General features: G+C 72.3%; 17 protein-coding genes. 6 read left to right on the top strand and 11 right to left on the bottom strand.

Features of this window, described 5'->3' with window-relative positions:
• Positions 1-32: 32 nt before the first annotated feature.
• Positions 33-1,889, top strand: a complete 1,857-nt coding sequence (locus ACH4PU_RS26960) for a glycosyltransferase family 2 protein (protein ID WP_398277161.1) — start codon at positions 33-35, stop codon at positions 1,887-1,889.
• Positions 1,886-3,904 (top strand): galactose oxidase-like domain-containing protein, encoded by a 2,019-nt coding sequence (locus ACH4PU_RS26955; RefSeq protein WP_398277158.1) that lies wholly within the window; start codon positions 1,886-1,888, stop codon positions 3,902-3,904. The genes ACH4PU_RS26960 and ACH4PU_RS26955 overlap by 4 nt, the downstream gene beginning before the upstream one ends.
• Before the next feature lie 30 nt (positions 3,905-3,934).
• Here the strand turns inward: ACH4PU_RS26955 and ACH4PU_RS26950 are convergent, their stop codons facing one another.
• The 7 genes from ACH4PU_RS26950 to ACH4PU_RS26920 form a co-directional block, all read right to left on the bottom strand.
• Positions 3,935-5,014, bottom strand: coding sequence for a glycoside hydrolase family 6 protein (locus tag ACH4PU_RS26950; protein ID WP_398277155.1), 1,080 nt, complete (start codon positions 5,012-5,014; stop codon positions 3,935-3,937).
• Positions 5,015-5,177: 163 nt separating this feature from the next.
• Positions 5,178-5,840: a class F sortase gene (locus tag ACH4PU_RS26945; RefSeq protein ID WP_398277152.1), complete on the bottom strand. Its 663-nt coding sequence runs from the start codon at positions 5,838-5,840 to the stop codon at positions 5,178-5,180.
• Positions 5,841-5,859: 19 nt separating this feature from the next.
• Positions 5,860-6,495, bottom strand: coding sequence for a hypothetical protein (locus tag ACH4PU_RS26940; RefSeq protein ID WP_398277149.1), 636 nt, complete (start codon positions 6,493-6,495; stop codon positions 5,860-5,862).
• Between the two features lie 166 nt (positions 6,496-6,661).
• Entirely contained in the window at positions 6,662-7,441 is a 780-nt protein-coding gene (locus tag ACH4PU_RS26935) for an HAD-IIA family hydrolase (RefSeq protein WP_185944270.1), read from the bottom strand.
• Between the two features lie 225 nt (positions 7,442-7,666).
• Positions 7,667-8,611: a hypothetical protein gene (locus tag ACH4PU_RS26930; protein ID WP_398277145.1), complete on the bottom strand. Its 945-nt coding sequence runs from the start codon at positions 8,609-8,611 to the stop codon at positions 7,667-7,669.
• A gap of 211 nt (positions 8,612-8,822) precedes the next feature.
• Entirely contained in the window at positions 8,823-9,128 is a 306-nt protein-coding gene (locus tag ACH4PU_RS26925) for a hypothetical protein (protein ID WP_398277142.1), read from the bottom strand.
• 179 nt (positions 9,129-9,307) lie between these two features.
• Entirely contained in the window at positions 9,308-10,369 is a 1,062-nt protein-coding gene (locus ACH4PU_RS26920; RefSeq protein WP_398277139.1) for an ROK family protein, read from the bottom strand.
• A 56-nt stretch (positions 10,370-10,425) separates the two neighbouring features.
• On the opposite strand from ACH4PU_RS26920, the gene ACH4PU_RS26915 reads away from it, so the two are divergent.
• Complete coding sequence (locus ACH4PU_RS26915) at positions 10,426-11,508, top strand: Gfo/Idh/MocA family oxidoreductase (RefSeq protein WP_398277136.1); 1,083 nt, start codon at positions 10,426-10,428, stop codon at positions 11,506-11,508.
• Positions 11,509-11,566: 58 nt separating this feature from the next.
• Here the strand turns inward: ACH4PU_RS26915 and ACH4PU_RS26910 are convergent, their stop codons facing one another.
• Complete coding sequence (locus ACH4PU_RS26910; protein ID WP_398277133.1) at positions 11,567-11,725, bottom strand: hypothetical protein; 159 nt, start codon at positions 11,723-11,725, stop codon at positions 11,567-11,569.
• A gap of 278 nt (positions 11,726-12,003) precedes the next feature.
• The gene (locus ACH4PU_RS26905) at positions 12,004-12,216 is read right to left on the bottom strand and encodes a VOC family protein (protein ID WP_398277130.1); all 213 of its coding nucleotides are present in this window, start codon (positions 12,214-12,216) and stop codon (positions 12,004-12,006) included.
• Positions 12,217-12,335: 119 nt separating this feature from the next.
• On the opposite strand from ACH4PU_RS26905, the gene ACH4PU_RS26900 reads away from it, so the two are divergent.
• The gene (locus ACH4PU_RS26900) at positions 12,336-12,902 is read left to right on the top strand and encodes a GNAT family N-acetyltransferase (RefSeq protein WP_398277127.1); all 567 of its coding nucleotides are present in this window, start codon (positions 12,336-12,338) and stop codon (positions 12,900-12,902) included.
• A gap of 51 nt (positions 12,903-12,953) precedes the next feature.
• Here ACH4PU_RS26900 and ACH4PU_RS26895 read toward each other — a convergent pair whose 3' ends face one another.
• Together ACH4PU_RS26895 and ACH4PU_RS26890 are read right to left on the bottom strand one after the other, a co-directional pair.
• Entirely contained in the window at positions 12,954-13,169 is a 216-nt protein-coding gene (locus ACH4PU_RS26895) for a DUF6255 family natural product biosynthesis protein (RefSeq protein ID WP_398277124.1), read from the bottom strand.
• Entirely contained in the window at positions 13,166-13,504 is a 339-nt protein-coding gene (locus ACH4PU_RS26890; protein WP_398277121.1) for a hypothetical protein, read from the bottom strand. Before ACH4PU_RS26890 ends, ACH4PU_RS26895 begins: the two co-directional genes overlap by 4 nt.
• Positions 13,505-13,709: 205 nt before the next feature.
• On the opposite strand from ACH4PU_RS26890, the gene ACH4PU_RS26885 reads away from it, so the two are divergent.
• Both ACH4PU_RS26885 and ACH4PU_RS26880 read left to right on the top strand, forming a co-directional pair.
• The gene (locus ACH4PU_RS26885) at positions 13,710-14,591 is read left to right on the top strand and encodes a helix-turn-helix domain-containing protein (protein ID WP_398277118.1); all 882 of its coding nucleotides are present in this window, start codon (positions 13,710-13,712) and stop codon (positions 14,589-14,591) included.
• Entirely contained in the window at positions 14,588-14,803 is a 216-nt protein-coding gene (locus ACH4PU_RS26880; protein ID WP_398277115.1) for a DUF397 domain-containing protein, read from the top strand. The genes ACH4PU_RS26885 and ACH4PU_RS26880 overlap by 4 nt, the downstream gene beginning before the upstream one ends.
• Positions 14,804-14,828: the final 25 nt, after the last annotated feature.

Below are 14,828 nucleotides of genomic sequence, written 5' to 3'. Positions count from 1 at the left end.
CGCGGGGTTCCCGCGTGTGGGGGGAATGACTGATGACGTCCACGCCTGCCGACGCGCGGCGGCAGATCCCGTACGATCCGCCCCGCGACCCGTCGGTCGCCACCCGGCCGCGCATCCCCGCGCCTCCGGTGCCGGACGACGCGCGGCGCAGAGCCACTCCCCCGCGCTCGGCCCGCCCGCGTGCCCCCAGACCCTTCCATCCCCGCTACGACTACGAGCACTACAGCCGGCTCGCCGGCCCGCTCACCCGTCCGGGGGACGGCCCCTACACCGTCCGCTACCGCAGCCTGCTGGCCGACGAGCCGCACCGGGTCCGGGCCGCGCTCCTGCTGGGCGCGGCCCCCGTCGTCTCCGTCGTCCTCCTCCTCTGGCTGCTCCAGCCCGCCCACTGGGTGCAGCGCGACCACGCCGGACCGCTGATGCGCGTCCTCGACCTGGTCATGCTGGTCTCCATCGGGCTGATCGAGCTCTTCCGGACGCTGAACGTCGTCTCCAACGCCCACGCCACGCTGGTCGCCCGCGACCCGATACCCGTCATCCCCGAGGCCGGCACCCGGGTCGCGTTCCTCACCTCGTTCGTGCCCGGCAAGGAGCCGATCGCGATGGTCACCCGCACCCTGGAGGCCGCCGTGCGGGTCCGCCACCGCGGCCCGGTGGACGTCTGGCTCCTGGACGAGGGCGACGATCCCGAGGTCAAGGCGGTGTGCGCCCGGCTGGGGGTGCGCCACTTCACCCGCAAGGGGATCGAAAAATGGAACCGCCCCAAGGGCCCGCACCGGGCGCGGACCAAGCACGGCAACTACAACGCCTGGCTGGACGCGCACGGCGACGACTACGACTTCTTCGCCTCCGTGGACACCGACCACGTGCCGCTGCCCAACTTCCTGGAGCGCATGCTCGGTTACTTCCGTGACCCCAATGTCGCCTTTGTCGTTGGACCTCAGGTGTACGGGAACTACGACGCGACGGTCACCAAGGCCGCCGAGAGCCAGCAGTTCCTCTTCCATGCCCTCATCCAGCGCGCGGGCAACCGCTACGGCGCCCCCATGTTCGTCGGCACCAACAACGCGGTGCGGGTCAGCGCCCTCAAGAGCGTCGGCGGACTCTACGACTCGATCACCGAGGACATGGCCACCGGCTTCGAGCTCCACCGCCACCGCAACCCGGCCACCGGCCGCCGCTGGCGCTCCGTCTACACGCCCGACGTCCTCGCCGTCGGGGAGGGTCCCAACGCCTGGACGGACTTCTTCACCCAGCAGCTGCGCTGGTCCCGGGGCACCTACGAGACGATCATCAAGCAGTACTGGAAGGGCCCCTTCACCCTCGCGCCCGGGCCCTTCCTCAACTACACGCTGATGGTCATCTACTACCCGATGACCGCGGTCAACTGGATGCTGGGGGCCCTCAGTTGCACCCTCTTCCTGGGCCTGGGCGCGGCCGGCATCCAGATCGACTCACAGATCTGGATGATGCTCTACAGCGACGCCGCCGCCCTCCAGATCGGCCTCTACATCTGGAACCGCCGGCACAACGTCTCCCCCCACGAGCCCGAGGGCTCCGGCGGGGTCGCCGGGATGGTGATGTCCGCACTCTCCGCGCCCATCTACGCCCGCTCGCTGCTCGACGCCGTCCTGCGCCGCAAGAGCCGCTTCGTGGTCACCCCCAAGGGCGACTCCGCCAGCCCGGACACCCTCTTCGGCACCTTCCGCATCCACCTCTTCTTCCTACTGATCTTCGGCGGCTCGCTGGTGGCCTCGTTCTTCCTCGGCCACAGCCATGCGGCGATGCGCATCTGGGCGGCCCTGGCCGTCGTCATCACGGTCGCGCCGATCGTCGCCTGGTGGTGGACCGCGCGCCACGGCAAGCAGCCCGAGGGAGCCCAGCCATGAGACTCCGGCACCTGACCGACCGCCGTTCCGGGCCCGTCATCGGCCGCCGCACCCGCCGGACGGCGGTGGGCGCGGCGGTGGCCCTCGTCCTGGCGGGCATGAACGGGCCGGCGATCTGGGGCTACGCCTCGGACCAATACCACGAGTACAAGATCAACAAGCCGGAGTACAAGGCGGCGAACGGCCACTGGGACGTCGTGGACGTCCCGGACGAGTACCGGATCAACACGATCCACGCGGCACTGCTGCAGACGGGCAAGGTGCTGCTGGTCGCGGGCTCGGGCAACAACGCCGCCAACTTCGCGGCGAAGACGTTCCGGACGGTCCTGTGGGACCCCGAGAAGAACACCTTCAAGGACATCCCCACCCCCAAGGACCTCTTCTGCTCCGGCCACACCCAGCTGCCGGACGGAAAGCTGCTGGTCGCGGGCGGCACCCAGCGCTACGAGAAGCTGGAGGGCGATGTCACCCGGGCCGGCGGGCTGATGATCGTCCACAACGAGAACCCGGACAAGCCGATGACCTTCCCGGCCGGCACCCGGTTCACCGGCAAGCAGTCCGGCAAGACCTTCGAGTCGAAGGACGCCGTCCTGGTGCCGCGCGCCAAGAAAGAACAGGGCAAGGACGGCAAGGTCAAGGTCACCGTCAGCACCGCCCGGGTCTATGTGGAGGCGCTGGAGCAGGGCCAGGAGCACGCCACCGGCCTCACCGACAACTACCGCATCGACGGCCTCACGGGCGACGACGGCCGCAACTTCTACGGCATCGCCAACAAGCTGTCGTTCGACAAGAAGGACTTCCAGGGCATCAAGGACGCCTTCGAGTTCGACCCGGTCGCGGAGCGCTACGTCACCGTCGACCCGATGAACGAGGCCCGCTGGTACCCCACGCTGACCACCCTCCAGGACGGCAAGGTCCTCTCCGTCTCCGGCCTGGACGAGATCGGCCAGGTGGTCCCGGGCAAGAACGAGGTCTACGACCCCAAGACCAAGAAGTGGACCTACCTCCCGCAGGAGCGGTTCTTCCCCACCTACCCGGCCCTCTTCCTCACCGACAAGGGGAAGATCTTCTACACCGGCTCCAACGCGGGCTACGGCCCGGCCGACAAGGGCCGCGACCCGGGCGTGTGGGACCTGGGGAACAACTCGTTCATCCCGGTCCCCGGCATCAGCGACCCGGACGCCCTGGAGACCTCGATGTCCGTGCTGCTGCCGCCCGCCCAGGACCAGCGGTACATGGTGCTCGGCGGCGGCGGCGTCGGCGAGGACAAGAAGTCGACGGCGAAGACGCGCATCGTCGACCTGCACACCGAGCGCCCCCGCTTCCACGACGGCCCGGACCTCTACGCCAAGGCCCGCTACCCCAGCAGCGTCATCCTGCCGGACGACACGGTCCTCACCACCAACGGCTCGGGCGACTACCGCGGCCGCAGCGCCTCCAACGTCCTCAAGGCCGAGATCTACGACCCCAAGGCCAACGCCGCCCACCGGGTCGCCGACCCGCTGGTGGGCCGCAACTACCACTCCGGCGCGCTGCTCCTGCCCGACGGACGGGTGATGACCTTCGGCTCGGACTCCCTCTTCCGGGACAAGGACAACACCCAACCCGGTGTCTTCCAGCAGCAGATCGACCTGTACACCCCGCCGTACCTCTTCCACAAGGGCGACCGTCCGGAGATCAGGGACACCGACCGGCGGATCGTGAAGCTCGGCGACAAGACCACCTACCGGATCACCTCCGCGCAGGGAGTCGCCAAGGCCCGCCTGATCCGGCCGGGTTCGTTCACCCACGTCACCAACATCGAACAGCGGTCGATCGCACTGGACCTCAAGAAGGAGGGGACCGACCGTTTCACCGTGACCCTCCCGAAGGACCCGTCCCTGGTGCCGCCCGGGTGGTACATGGTCATGGTGGTGGACGAGAAGGGCACGCCGTCGAAGGCGGTCTGGGTGAAGGTGCCGACGGCGGAGAAGAAGGACGAGAAGGAAGAGGAGAAGGAGGAGAAAAAGGACTGAGCACCCTTGGGCGAGGGGGCCGTGGCCCGCTCAGGAGCGGGCGTTCCGGGCCAGCTCCAGGGCGTAGGTCTCCCACCACTCCCCCGCGTCGGGGCCGCCCTTGCAGGCCCCGTCCGACTCGCCGGGCCGCTTGACCCACAGGTAGGCGTCGACCAGCCGGTCGCCGGTACGGGTGGTGGGCGGCTCGCCGAGCGCCCGCCCGGAGGGGTTGCACCAGGCCTTCTCGTGATCGCCGTCGGAGAGCGGCCCGTTCCCGTTGCGGCTGGTGTCGATGACGAAGTGCTTGTAGCCCACCAGCGCCGAGAGGGTGTGCCCGTACTCCTTGCTGGCCTGTGTGGTCTGGAAGTTGGAGACGTTGAGCGCGAAGCCGTCCGCCCGGTCGATGCCCGCGCGGCGCAGCGGCTCGGCCATCCGGTCGGCCGGGGTGACCCAGCTGGGGTTGCCGGCGTCCAGGTAGACCTTGGTGCGCGGCAGCGCCTTCAGCCTGCGGACGGCCTCCTTGAGCAGCGCGTACCGCTCCTCGTGGAACTGCTGGGGCGTACAGCCGTCCTCCATGTGCGGCAGCGCGTCGGGCTCCAGGATCACGGTGGCCCTGCGGTCGCCGATGCCGCTCGCCGCGCGGTCCAGCCAGGCGCGGTAGGAGTCACCGTCGGCGGCGCCGCCCTGGGAGTACTGGCCGCAGTCGCGGTGCGGGATGTTGTAGAGGACGAGGAGGGCGTCGCGGTCGGCCCTGGCCGCCGCCTCGGTGAAGCCACGGGTCTGGCTCTCGGGGTCGTCGACGCCGATCCACTCGGCGACCGGCTGCTGGGCGATCTTCGCGATCAGCCGGGCCTCCTGCTCCTTGCCGGAGCCGAGGAGCCGGGCCGCCTGCCGGGCGGCGTTGCCATTGGGGTTCACCCAGAACGGGGAGTGGTCCCGGGGGAGCTGGGACGGGGAGGCGGCGGAGGGCTGCGGGCCGGGGCCCGCGGCTTCGTCGTCGGAGGAGGAGCAGCCGGTGAGCCCGGCGAGTCCGGCGAGCGCGGCCAGGGCGGCCATCGCGGAGCCGGTACGGGTCAGAACCGTGTGAGCCGAACAGGCTGGGCGGGTGTGGCCGGTGTGACTGCCGTACATCCACTCCCCCTTGGGTGTACTTCCGGGAGACGTCTCGGGTCCCCTCGGGACAATGAACCGGTCGCCCCCATGCTGGCACAGCGTGCCCATGAGCGTGGGCAGTCATCTCATGACATGACGGCAGATCGCTCTCTCGGAGCACAATTGCCGCTTCTTGTACGGTTCAGGCCCGTCCGCTTCCGGTCAGATAGGCGGAGACGACCACATTGGCGCTGTACTCGCGGCGGGCGCGATCGTAGTCGCCGCCGCAGGTGATCAGCCGGAGCTCGGCCCGGCCGGCGTCGTGCGGTCCGTAGACCTTGGCGGCGTCGAACCGGTCCTTGGCGAAGACCGTGACGTCCTCGACGGTGAAGTCGGCGGTGGAGCCGTCGACCCGGGTGACGGTGACGGTCTCGCCGCGCTTGAGCTTGCCCAGGTCGGCGAAGACGGCGGGCGCCCGCTCGGTGTCGACGTGCCCGACGAGCACGGCCGCGCCGAGGCTGCCCGGCTGCGGGCCGCCCCGGTACCAGGCGACGGCGTCCGGCCGCTCGTACGGCGGCGGCTCCACCGCCCCCTGCGGCGTGAGGCCGTGGCCCTCGATCGGGGCGCGCAGTCCCATGGCCCGGACGGCCAGCCGCTCCGGCTCGGCGCCGGGCAGCGGGGCGAGGGGCGGCGGCAGTTCCCGGGCGGGCGGCCGGCCGGCGGCGGCCACGTCGCCGGTGGCCGGCCAGGAGCCCATGGGCACCTCGGTGGCCTGCCGCCCCCACAGCCACAGGGCGACCAGCAGGGCGGCCCAGGCCAGGCCCGTCAGGAGGCGGCCGTGGCCGCTGGCGCGTGGTTCCGACATGGCACCCGGTCGCTTCCGTTCACCGTCTGCCCGCCTCGGTACGTCGGCGGTACCAGATCAGACCGCCGGCGATCAGGACGCCGACGCCGCCGACGACCAGGCCGGGGGTGGAGGGCGTACCCGAGGCGGCGACGGGGGCGGTGCCACCGCCGCCGGCCGGGACCGGCGCGACGGGGACACCGTGGTCGTGCTCCGGAGCGCGCTCCTGGGCGACGAAGCCGTCGTGCCCGTCGTGGCCGCCCGCGGCGGGGCCCCGGCCGTCGTGGCCGTCGTGGCCGTCGACCAGGGAGGCGGCGCCGGCCTCCGGAAGGACGATCAACTGGCCTTCGGCGACGCCGTCCCGCCCGTCGCAGCTGATCCGCACCGGGTAGGTGCCGGCCGCGGTGGTGGAGCGGACCGTGGCGTCGGCGAGGTGCCCGGTGGTGTCGCGGGTGAGCTTGGCATCGGTCACGAACGCCTCCGAGACGGCCGTGGCGCGTTCGCCGGTGCACCCGGAGACGCGGACGCGGACGTCGGCGCCGGGCTTCGCGGTGAGGGGGACGATGTCGACCGTCGTGGTCCGGGTGGTCACGGGGTCATCGAGGGCATGGGCGGGAGCGGCACCGACGGCGACCGCCGCCAGCGCACCACAGAGTGCGGAGCGGACTGAAACCATGATGAACCTCCTGATACCTCAGAAGTTCACCTGCCCGGGAGCGGCCGCGCATCCGCTCCGTGCTCCCGTTACTCCAACCGGTGACGAACCGGATGTCCGTACCGCCCGGACGGCGGGCAGGGGTGTCCGCCATCCGGGGCGGCGTTCCTATCCGCGTGTGCCCGTTTCAGATCAGTTCGGTGAGATCTGCGATCGAGTCGACGACGCGGGACGGCCGGAAGGGGTAGCGGTCGATCTCGTCGGGCCGGGTCAGCCCGGTGAGCACCAGGAACGTCTCCATGCCGGCCTCCAGCCCGGCGAGGACGTCGGTGTCCATCCGGTCGCCGATCATCGCGCTGGTCTCCGAGTGGGCGCCGATGACGTTCAGACCGGCCCGCATCATCAGCGGGTTGGGCTTGCCGACGAAGTAGGGCTCCCGGCCGGTCGCCTTGGTGATCAGCGCGGCGACGGAACCGGTGGCGGGCAGGGCACCCTCCGCGGAGGGGCCGGTCTCGTCGGGGTTGGTGGCGATGAACCGGGCGCCCGCGTTGATCAGCCGGATCGCCTTGGTGAGCGCTTCGAAGGAGTACGTCCGCGTTTCGCCCAGAACGACGTAATCGGGGTCCGCGTCGGTGAGGACGTAGCCGATGTCGTGCAGCGCGGTGGTCAGCCCGGCCTCGCCGATGACGTACGCCGTGCCGCCCGGCCGCTGGTCGTCCAGGAACTGGGCGGTGGCCAGGGCCGAGGTCCAGATGTTGCCGACGGGCACGTCGAGGCCGATCCGCTGGAGGCGGGCGTGCAGGTCGCGCGGGGTGTAGATGGAGTTGTTGGTGAGCACCAGGAAGGGTTTCCCGGAGTCCCGGAGGCGGGAGATGAAGGTGTCCGCCCCCGGCACCGGGACGCCTTCGTGCATCAGCACACCGTCCATGTCGGTGAGCCAGGACTCGATGGGCTTGCGCTCTGCCACTGCGGAACTCCTGCCATGCTGGGCGGCCCGCCGCCGGGCCCGGGGGCCCCTCGCCGGATCGGGGACGAACCGGACCGGCGGGGCTCGCCCGCCGGCCGGCACCTCCCAGCCTAGTCAGCCCGCGGTGGCGGCCTTCCGGACGGCTTCCCCGCCGGGGGCTTCCCCGACGGAGGCTTCTCCCGCCGAGGGCTTCCCCGACGGGGCCGGTTCAGCGCCGGGGCCGGTTCAGCGCCGCATCCGGCGGGCCCACAGCAGCAGCCCCGCCCCGCCGGCGAGGCAGACGCAGGCGACGGCGCCGAGCACGGGAACGGTGTGCGATCCGCCGGTCGCGGCGAGGACCGGCGGTCCGGGATCGCGGCCCGGCACGGGGACGGCGTGCGGCGTGGGGCCCGGCCTGACGGGGGCGGGGGCGGAGGCGGTCGGGGCAGGGACGGTCGGGGCGGGGGCGACGGTGAAGGTGTAGTCGCCGGACTCCCCGACCCAGGCGCCGTCCGCGCCGCGCCGCTGGACGGCGGTGACGTTCGCGGTGACGGGCCCGTCGGGGGCGGCGTCGGTGAAACCGAGCCGCAGGGGGACGACGACGGTCCGGCGGGCGGGGACGGAGAAGCCGTGGAAGCCGGACGAACCGCCGTCGAAGACGCCGACGTTCTCCGCCTCCTCCGTGCGTTCGAACCGCACCGGCCGCCAGCGCGCGCCCTCCTTGTCGTAGAACTCCAGGTGGATGTGCTCGGGCCGGAGCGCCCGCTTGCCGTCGGCCAGGACGGCGACGGGGTGCACATCCCGGCACTCCTGGCCCGTGACGTTGCGGAGTTCCAGCTCCCAGGCGGGGGCGTCCGCGCCGCGCTCGTAGACGTCGGGGCCGCCGGTGAGCCGGGAGGCGATCGGGAACTCGGTGCGGCCGGCGTCCCCGCATCCCGGCCGGTCGCCGCGGTGGGCGGTGGTGGACGGGGCCGGTGTCGCGGGCGGTGTCGCGGGCGCGATGGAGGCGGCGGTTGGGACGGAGGCGGTTGGGACGGAGGCGGCGGCTGGTGCTGATGCGCCGGGGCCGAGGACGAGCACCGCCAGGGCGAGGAGCGGCGAGGCGAGAAGCGGCAGGGCGAGCGCCGCCGCGCGCGCCGGGAGGGCGTGCGCGGCGGATACGGGGGTCGGCAGCGCGCGGGACAACGGCATCGGGGAACCTTTACTGCTGGGGGCTCCGGGAACTCTGGTGACTTTGATGACTCCCGGTGGCGGAAACATCCCCGCCGAGCGCCGGATGGCGAAGGACACGACGGGCATGTCCCCCGACCGGCGGCGGACTTCCGCCCGTTGGGACGAGGGGCGGCTCACCCGGACGGGGGCGGGCCGGCGGCCGGAGCGCTGCCCCGAGAGGGCCGTCCGGTCAGGCGCAGAGGACGTAGAGGATCACCTTGCGGCCCCGGGTGTTGCCGGGGAGCGGCTCGGTCGTGATCGTCCAGCCGCGGCGGTCGTCCGTCGGCGCGGAGCTCGCCACGTAGTTGTGCGGCTCCACCTGCGCCCCTCCGCTGTGCGCGTGTTCGCGCCCCGGGCAGAGGAGGGTGTGGGTGGCGGCCTTGCCGGCCGGGTCCTGGTACGTCCGGCTGATCCCGTGCGGCGCGGCGGTGGCGGGGACCGCGGCAGTGAGCAACAGGGCGGCGGCGAGGGCGGGGAGGAGGGCGGCGGTTCTCATGGGGGTTCCCTTCCGGGTGGCGGATCGGAAAGCGGACATCGCATGAGGAACAACGCGGTTGGTTGGTAAGGGTGCATTTCGTTCCCCCGGAGGGGTGATGGGCACCGGGCGGCCGGGGCGTCCGGCCACCCTTCGGATCCCGGACCAGGGCGGGAGCCAGACCCCGAACAGGGCGGGGGTCAGACCCCGAACAGCGGCGCGAGCACCAGCTCCGCCGCGCCCCCGACGACCACCCGCGCCCCTTCGGGAGCGACATCGACCGGCACCGCGCCGCCGAGCGCGTCCCGGACCCCGCCCACGAAGGCCGCGGGCCGCGCGAGCACCACACCGCCGCCCAGCAGGACGCCGTCGACGTCCAGGAGGCGTACGAGGTTGAGCGCGCCGACACCGAGCAGCCGCGCGGCGCGTGCGGTGTCGCCCTCGGCGACGGCGGCGAGGCAGAGCGCTTCGAGGCAGCCGCGGTCCCCGCAGGCGCACAGGGGGCCGTCGACCATGACGACCTGGTGCCCGAACTCCCCCGCGCCCGTGCGGGGCCCGCGGTGGACGCCGCCGTCGAGGACGAGCCCGGCGCCGAGGCCGGTGCCCAGGTGCAGATAGGCGAAGGAGCCGGTGGCGCGGGGGGCGCGGAGGGCGAGGCCGAGGGCGGCGGCGTTGGTGTCCTTGTCGACGACGACGGGCAGCCCGAGCCGTTCGCCCAGCGCGTCGCGGAGCGGGAAGCCGTCCCACCGGGGGAAGCCGGTGACCCGGTGCAGGACGCCGCTGCGGTGGTCGAGGGGGCCGGGGACGGCGACGCCGGCGCCGAGCACGTCGCCGGTGGCGTGGTCGGCGAGCAACGCGCTCACCGCGTCGGCCACCGCGTCCAGCACGGCCTCCGCCCCGGCCCCGAAGTCGAGCGGCGCGGTACGGGTGGCGGTCTCGGTGCCGGTGAGGTCGACGAGGGTGACGGTGAGCGCGTCCCGGTCGAGGTGCACGCCCACGGCGTGGGCGGCGCCGGGGACCAGGCGCAGGGCCGTCGCCGGTTTGCCGCCGGTGGAGGCGCGGCGGCCCGCTTCGGCGGCCAGCCCCGTGTCCCGCAGCCGGCCCGTGATCTTGCTGACGGCCTGCGGGGTGAGCCCCGCCCCGGCGGCCAGCTCCGCCCGGCTGGCACCGGCCGGGCCGGCGCAGCGGAGCAGCCCGAGGACGACGGCGGTGTTGTGGTCGCGCAGCGCGGCCAGGTTGGCTCCGGGATCGGTCCTGTTCACGGAACCATTGTCGTGGGCGCTTGCGCTTTTGCAACACTGTTGCCAAAGTGGCGGGCATGGACGGCATCTCCGACACCCCCCTCCGCGTCGGCCTGATCGGTTACGGCGTCGCGGGGTCGTTCTTCCACGCCCCGCTGATCGCCGCCACCGAGGGCCTGGTCCTCGACACGGTCGTCACCGCCAACCCGGAGCGACAGCGGCAGGTCGCCACCGAACACCCCGGGGCCCGGACCGCCGCCGACCCCGACGAGCTCTTCGCCCGCGCCGGCGACCTCGATCTGATCGTCGTCGCCTCCCCCAACCGCACCCATGTGCCGCTGGCCCGCCGCGCCCTGGAGGCCGGGCTGCCGGTCGTCGTCGACAAGCCCCTCGCCGCCACCGCCGCCGAGGCGGAGGAACTGGGCGCGCTGGCCGAGCGGCGCGGGCTGCTGCTCAGCGTCTTCCAGAACCGGCGCTGGGACAACGACTTCCGTACCGTCCGCTCCCTGGTCGGCGACGGCAGCCTCGGGCGTGTGCTGCGCTTCGAGTCCCGTTTCGAGCGGTGGCGCCCGCGCCCCAAGGGCGGCTGGCGCGAGTCCGGCGACCCCGCCGAACTGGGCGGCCTCCTCTACGATCTCGGCAGCCACCTGGTCGACCAGGCGCTGACCCTCTTCGGCCCCGTCGTCAGCGTCTACGCCGAGGCGGACGTCCGCCGCCCGGGCGCCGAGGCGGACGACGACACCTTCATCGCCCTCCGCCACGCCGACGGCGTCCGCTCCCACCTCTGGATGAGCGCCACCACGGCCCAACTCGGCCCCCGCTTCCGGGTGCTGGGCAGCGACGGGGGCTACGTCAAGTACGGCCTCGACCCACAGGAAGCCGCCCTTCGCGAGGGCCTGCGCCCGGACGACGGCACGCCCTGGGGTGTCGAGCCGCAGTCCCTGTGGGGCCGGCTCGGCGAGGGCGAGTCCCCGCTGACCGGCGGCGGCGAGCCCGTGCCGACCCTCCCCGGCGACTACCCCGCCTACTACGCGGCCACCGTCGAGGCCCTGCGCACCGGCGGCCGGCCGCCGGTCACCGCGGCGGAGGCGGCGGCGGCGCTGCGCGTCCTGGAGGCGGCGAGGGTGTCGGCGACGGAGGGCCGCACGGTCACCCTCTGACCACCGCCGTCCCGCCCTGCGGGACGGCCCCCGCTCCCCGCTCCCCGCGGTCCGGCCGTCATTTGCGGTCGAGGGCCGCCCTGAGGCCGCGCAGCATGCCGGACCGCCGGCCACTGTCCATGATCGAAGGGGCGTGCATCCGGAAGGCGTTGTCCGGGTCGAAGCCCTCGTGGACGAGGAAGAGACGCGTGCCCTGGCCCTCCCCTCCAGGGTCCAAGTGATCGTCCGGTCGGCGCCGGACCGGGAGCCGGCGTCCGCCACCCGACCCTGAGCATCCGATCCGGCTCTAAGGCCAGAACCTCGGCCCGGATCGCGCCGGAAAACCCGGTGCCGGGCATGGCCATGCCCGGCACCGCGCAGCGGTGGCCGAGGGCGAGCCGGAAGTCGCCCGGCATCATCCACCAGGCCAGGAACTCCGGCTCCGTGACGGCACACCAGACGCGGCCCCCGCCGCCGGTCGAGCGCGGTCGGCGCCCAGGTCCGACGTCTCCAGCATCACCCCGCGCACGCTCCCCGGGGCGAAGCCCTGCTCGGCGGTGGCCGACATGAAGCCGGTCTGCGCACCGGCCGGTCCCACCTGGAGCCGGCGCACGGGGCCCGCCTGACGTTCGCCAGCGCCCCGAAGCCGAGAGTGCCGACGTAGAAGTCCTTGGCTCGCTCCTGGTCGGTGACCGGGAGGGTGACGAGCTTGGCGTGAGTGATGTTCATGCCCTCCAGAATGAGCAGGGGGTTCCCTACCTGCCACGTCGGTCTTCGCACCTGTAGATCACCTCCGTTCTCCTCGCCTCGCCCGGGCTTCGCCCGGCACCGGGTGCTGCAATGACGGCATGACGCACTTCGCCTTCCGCGCCGCAGCCGATCTCCCCGCCGTGGAGACCATGGAGGGCTCGGCGGCGGTCCGGGTCATGGACGCCTTCCGCCTCGTCTACGCCGAGACGTTCGCCGAACCCCCGTACGGCGAGACGGAAGCGGACGTCACCCTGACCTTCGACCGTTTCCGCGGGGAGGCCGCGCACCCCGCCTTTCGCGCGGCCCTAGCCCGTACGTCGGCGGGCGAACCCGCCGGCATGGCGCTGGGCACCGCCCTCGACCGGCGGTCCGGCTGGTGGGACCCGTACGTCGCCCCCGCCGACCGGCACCGGACCTTCTGCCTGCTGGAACTCGCCGTCCGCGCCGCCCACCGGCGGCTCGGTCTCGCCCGCCGGCTGCATGACGCCCTGCTCCGCACGACCGACGCGGACAGGATCCTCCTCACCGTCCACCACGCCGCGGCCCCCGCCCGGGCCGCGTACCGCTCGTGGGGCTACCGGACGATCGCCGAGGTCGATCCCTGGAGCAACGGCGTCCACGCGGTGATGCTGCTCGATCGCACGGCGGCAAGCGGGGACGAGTGAGGCGGAGGCGCTCCCCCGCCGGCCCCTGAACCTCCGTCGTCCGCACGGCGGTCACCCCCTCCCCTGCCGTGTCGGCGCACCCTCGGGCGGTGGCGGCCCCGGCGGCAGTGGACCGGGCGGCCGTACCGCTCGGTATTCCGTGAACCGGCACGTCCCGCAGGCCCGGCAGCGGTCCGCCCCGCCGCGTGATTCCCAACCCTCCGTGTGCTTGCAGTGCCGCACGAGGCGGCCGGTGGTGGTGTGCGTCTTCGCCGTTCCCGCCCTCATCGTCGCTCCTCGTCTCCGCGCCCACAGTGCTCGGTCACCCAGTGGGTCAGCGCCGCCGCCGTCGCGTCCCCCGACATCGCCGCGTCACCCCCGCCCGCGGCGGCCCACCTCGCCGTCTCCAGCTCCGCGCACCGGCCGCAACCGGTCTGGTAAGGCCGCAACCCCGCCGCGTTGCGTTCCTCGCGCGTCGCCAACCGCAGGGCGGACGGCGGCACTTCCCACTCCAGGCCGCCGCCCGGCCTGCGGACCTGCACGCGGTCCTCGGCGGCGCCGATCACCTGGACCAGCCGGTTCTCCCGCACGTCGACGACGTAGGTGCCGGTTCTGTACGTCATGAGCCCCGCCCCCCGATGGTGAACAGCAACGCGCCTGTGCAGGTTGCTTGTTGTGACCTTGCTCCATCAGTCTGCGCCCATCCGGCAAGGAATAGCCTTCCAAATTGGAAGAATCACCCTTCCGGGTGGTCAACCTGCACATTGAGGCGACGCGCCCCTCCCACGCAGCACGCTGGACCCGAACGCTTAAGGGGAGAAGCAGCACATGGCACACGCGTCCCGCCGTACCGCCCGCCGCCGCAGGCTCGGCACCATCCTCAGGGAGGCCCGCGAGGCTGCGGGCATCACCGCCACCGACGCGGCCCAGGCGATCCACACCGACAACACCAAGATCAGCCGGATCGAGACGGGTCGCCACCGCGTGACCCGCCTGGAACTCGAGACGCTCTTCGCGCTGTACGAGATCGCCGACGAGAAGACGCGCGAATGGCTGATCGCGCTCGCCGCCGAAGGAAACCAGCGCACGTGGTGGCGGGGCCACAGCAGCAGGCTCAACGCCGACTTCAAGGAATTGCTGACCCATGAGTCGGATGCCGCGCGCATCACCGCGTTCCAGCCCCAACTCATCCCAGGCCTATTGCAGACTCGGGATTACGCAACAGCGGTCATCCGCAATGGGTCATCCCACCTCACCAAAGCGGAAGTCGACTTCTTCGTCGGTCTCCGCCTAGCGCGGCAGCAAATCCTCCGACGGGACAATCCGCCTCGATACCTGGCCCTGCTCCAGGAAGGTGCGCTCCGCCAGCAGGTCGGCGGCCCGACCGTCCTGGCCGACCAGCTTCGGCATCTCCTCGCCGTGAATCGGGAACCCGAGCTGACGATCCGGGTCGTCCCCTTTCGCCAACACGTGTGGGCCGGCGTCCAGGGACCTTTCACCGTGTTCTCGTACCCCACACCCCTTGACCTGGATGTCGTACATATCCCGTACCTCGACGGCAGTCTGTACCTGGAGGATGATGAAGTGGTCAGGAAATCCTGGAGGGTGATCACCCGTCTGCAGTCGGTCGCTCTGTCGACAGCGCAGTCCACCGAGCTGATGGAGTCCATCGTGCTTGAGCTCGAACAACACACAAGGGGTGAACAGTGATACGCCAACACCCCCACCCCCCGGAAAGCCGCTGGCGGAAGTCCTCGTACTGCCCCGACGGAGACGAGCAGTGCGTCGAATACCGACGCACCCCCGACCGCCGCATAGCCGTCCGTGACAGCAAGGCGCGGCCCCGAGGGACCTGCACTTTCGAGCCGGGCGCCTGGGCGGCGTTCATCGCGGCGGTGCGGGAGCAGGATGGCTTGAAGTGAGCGTGGCAGGTACAGCGACAACGAG

It is taken from the genome of Streptomyces sp. NPDC021100 (assembly GCF_044333095.1).
Taxonomy (GTDB): domain Bacteria; phylum Actinomycetota; class Actinomycetes; order Streptomycetales; family Streptomycetaceae; genus Streptomyces.
Note: the sequence above shows the minus strand (reverse complement) of the source record. Positions and strands in the feature narration are given on the sequence as shown.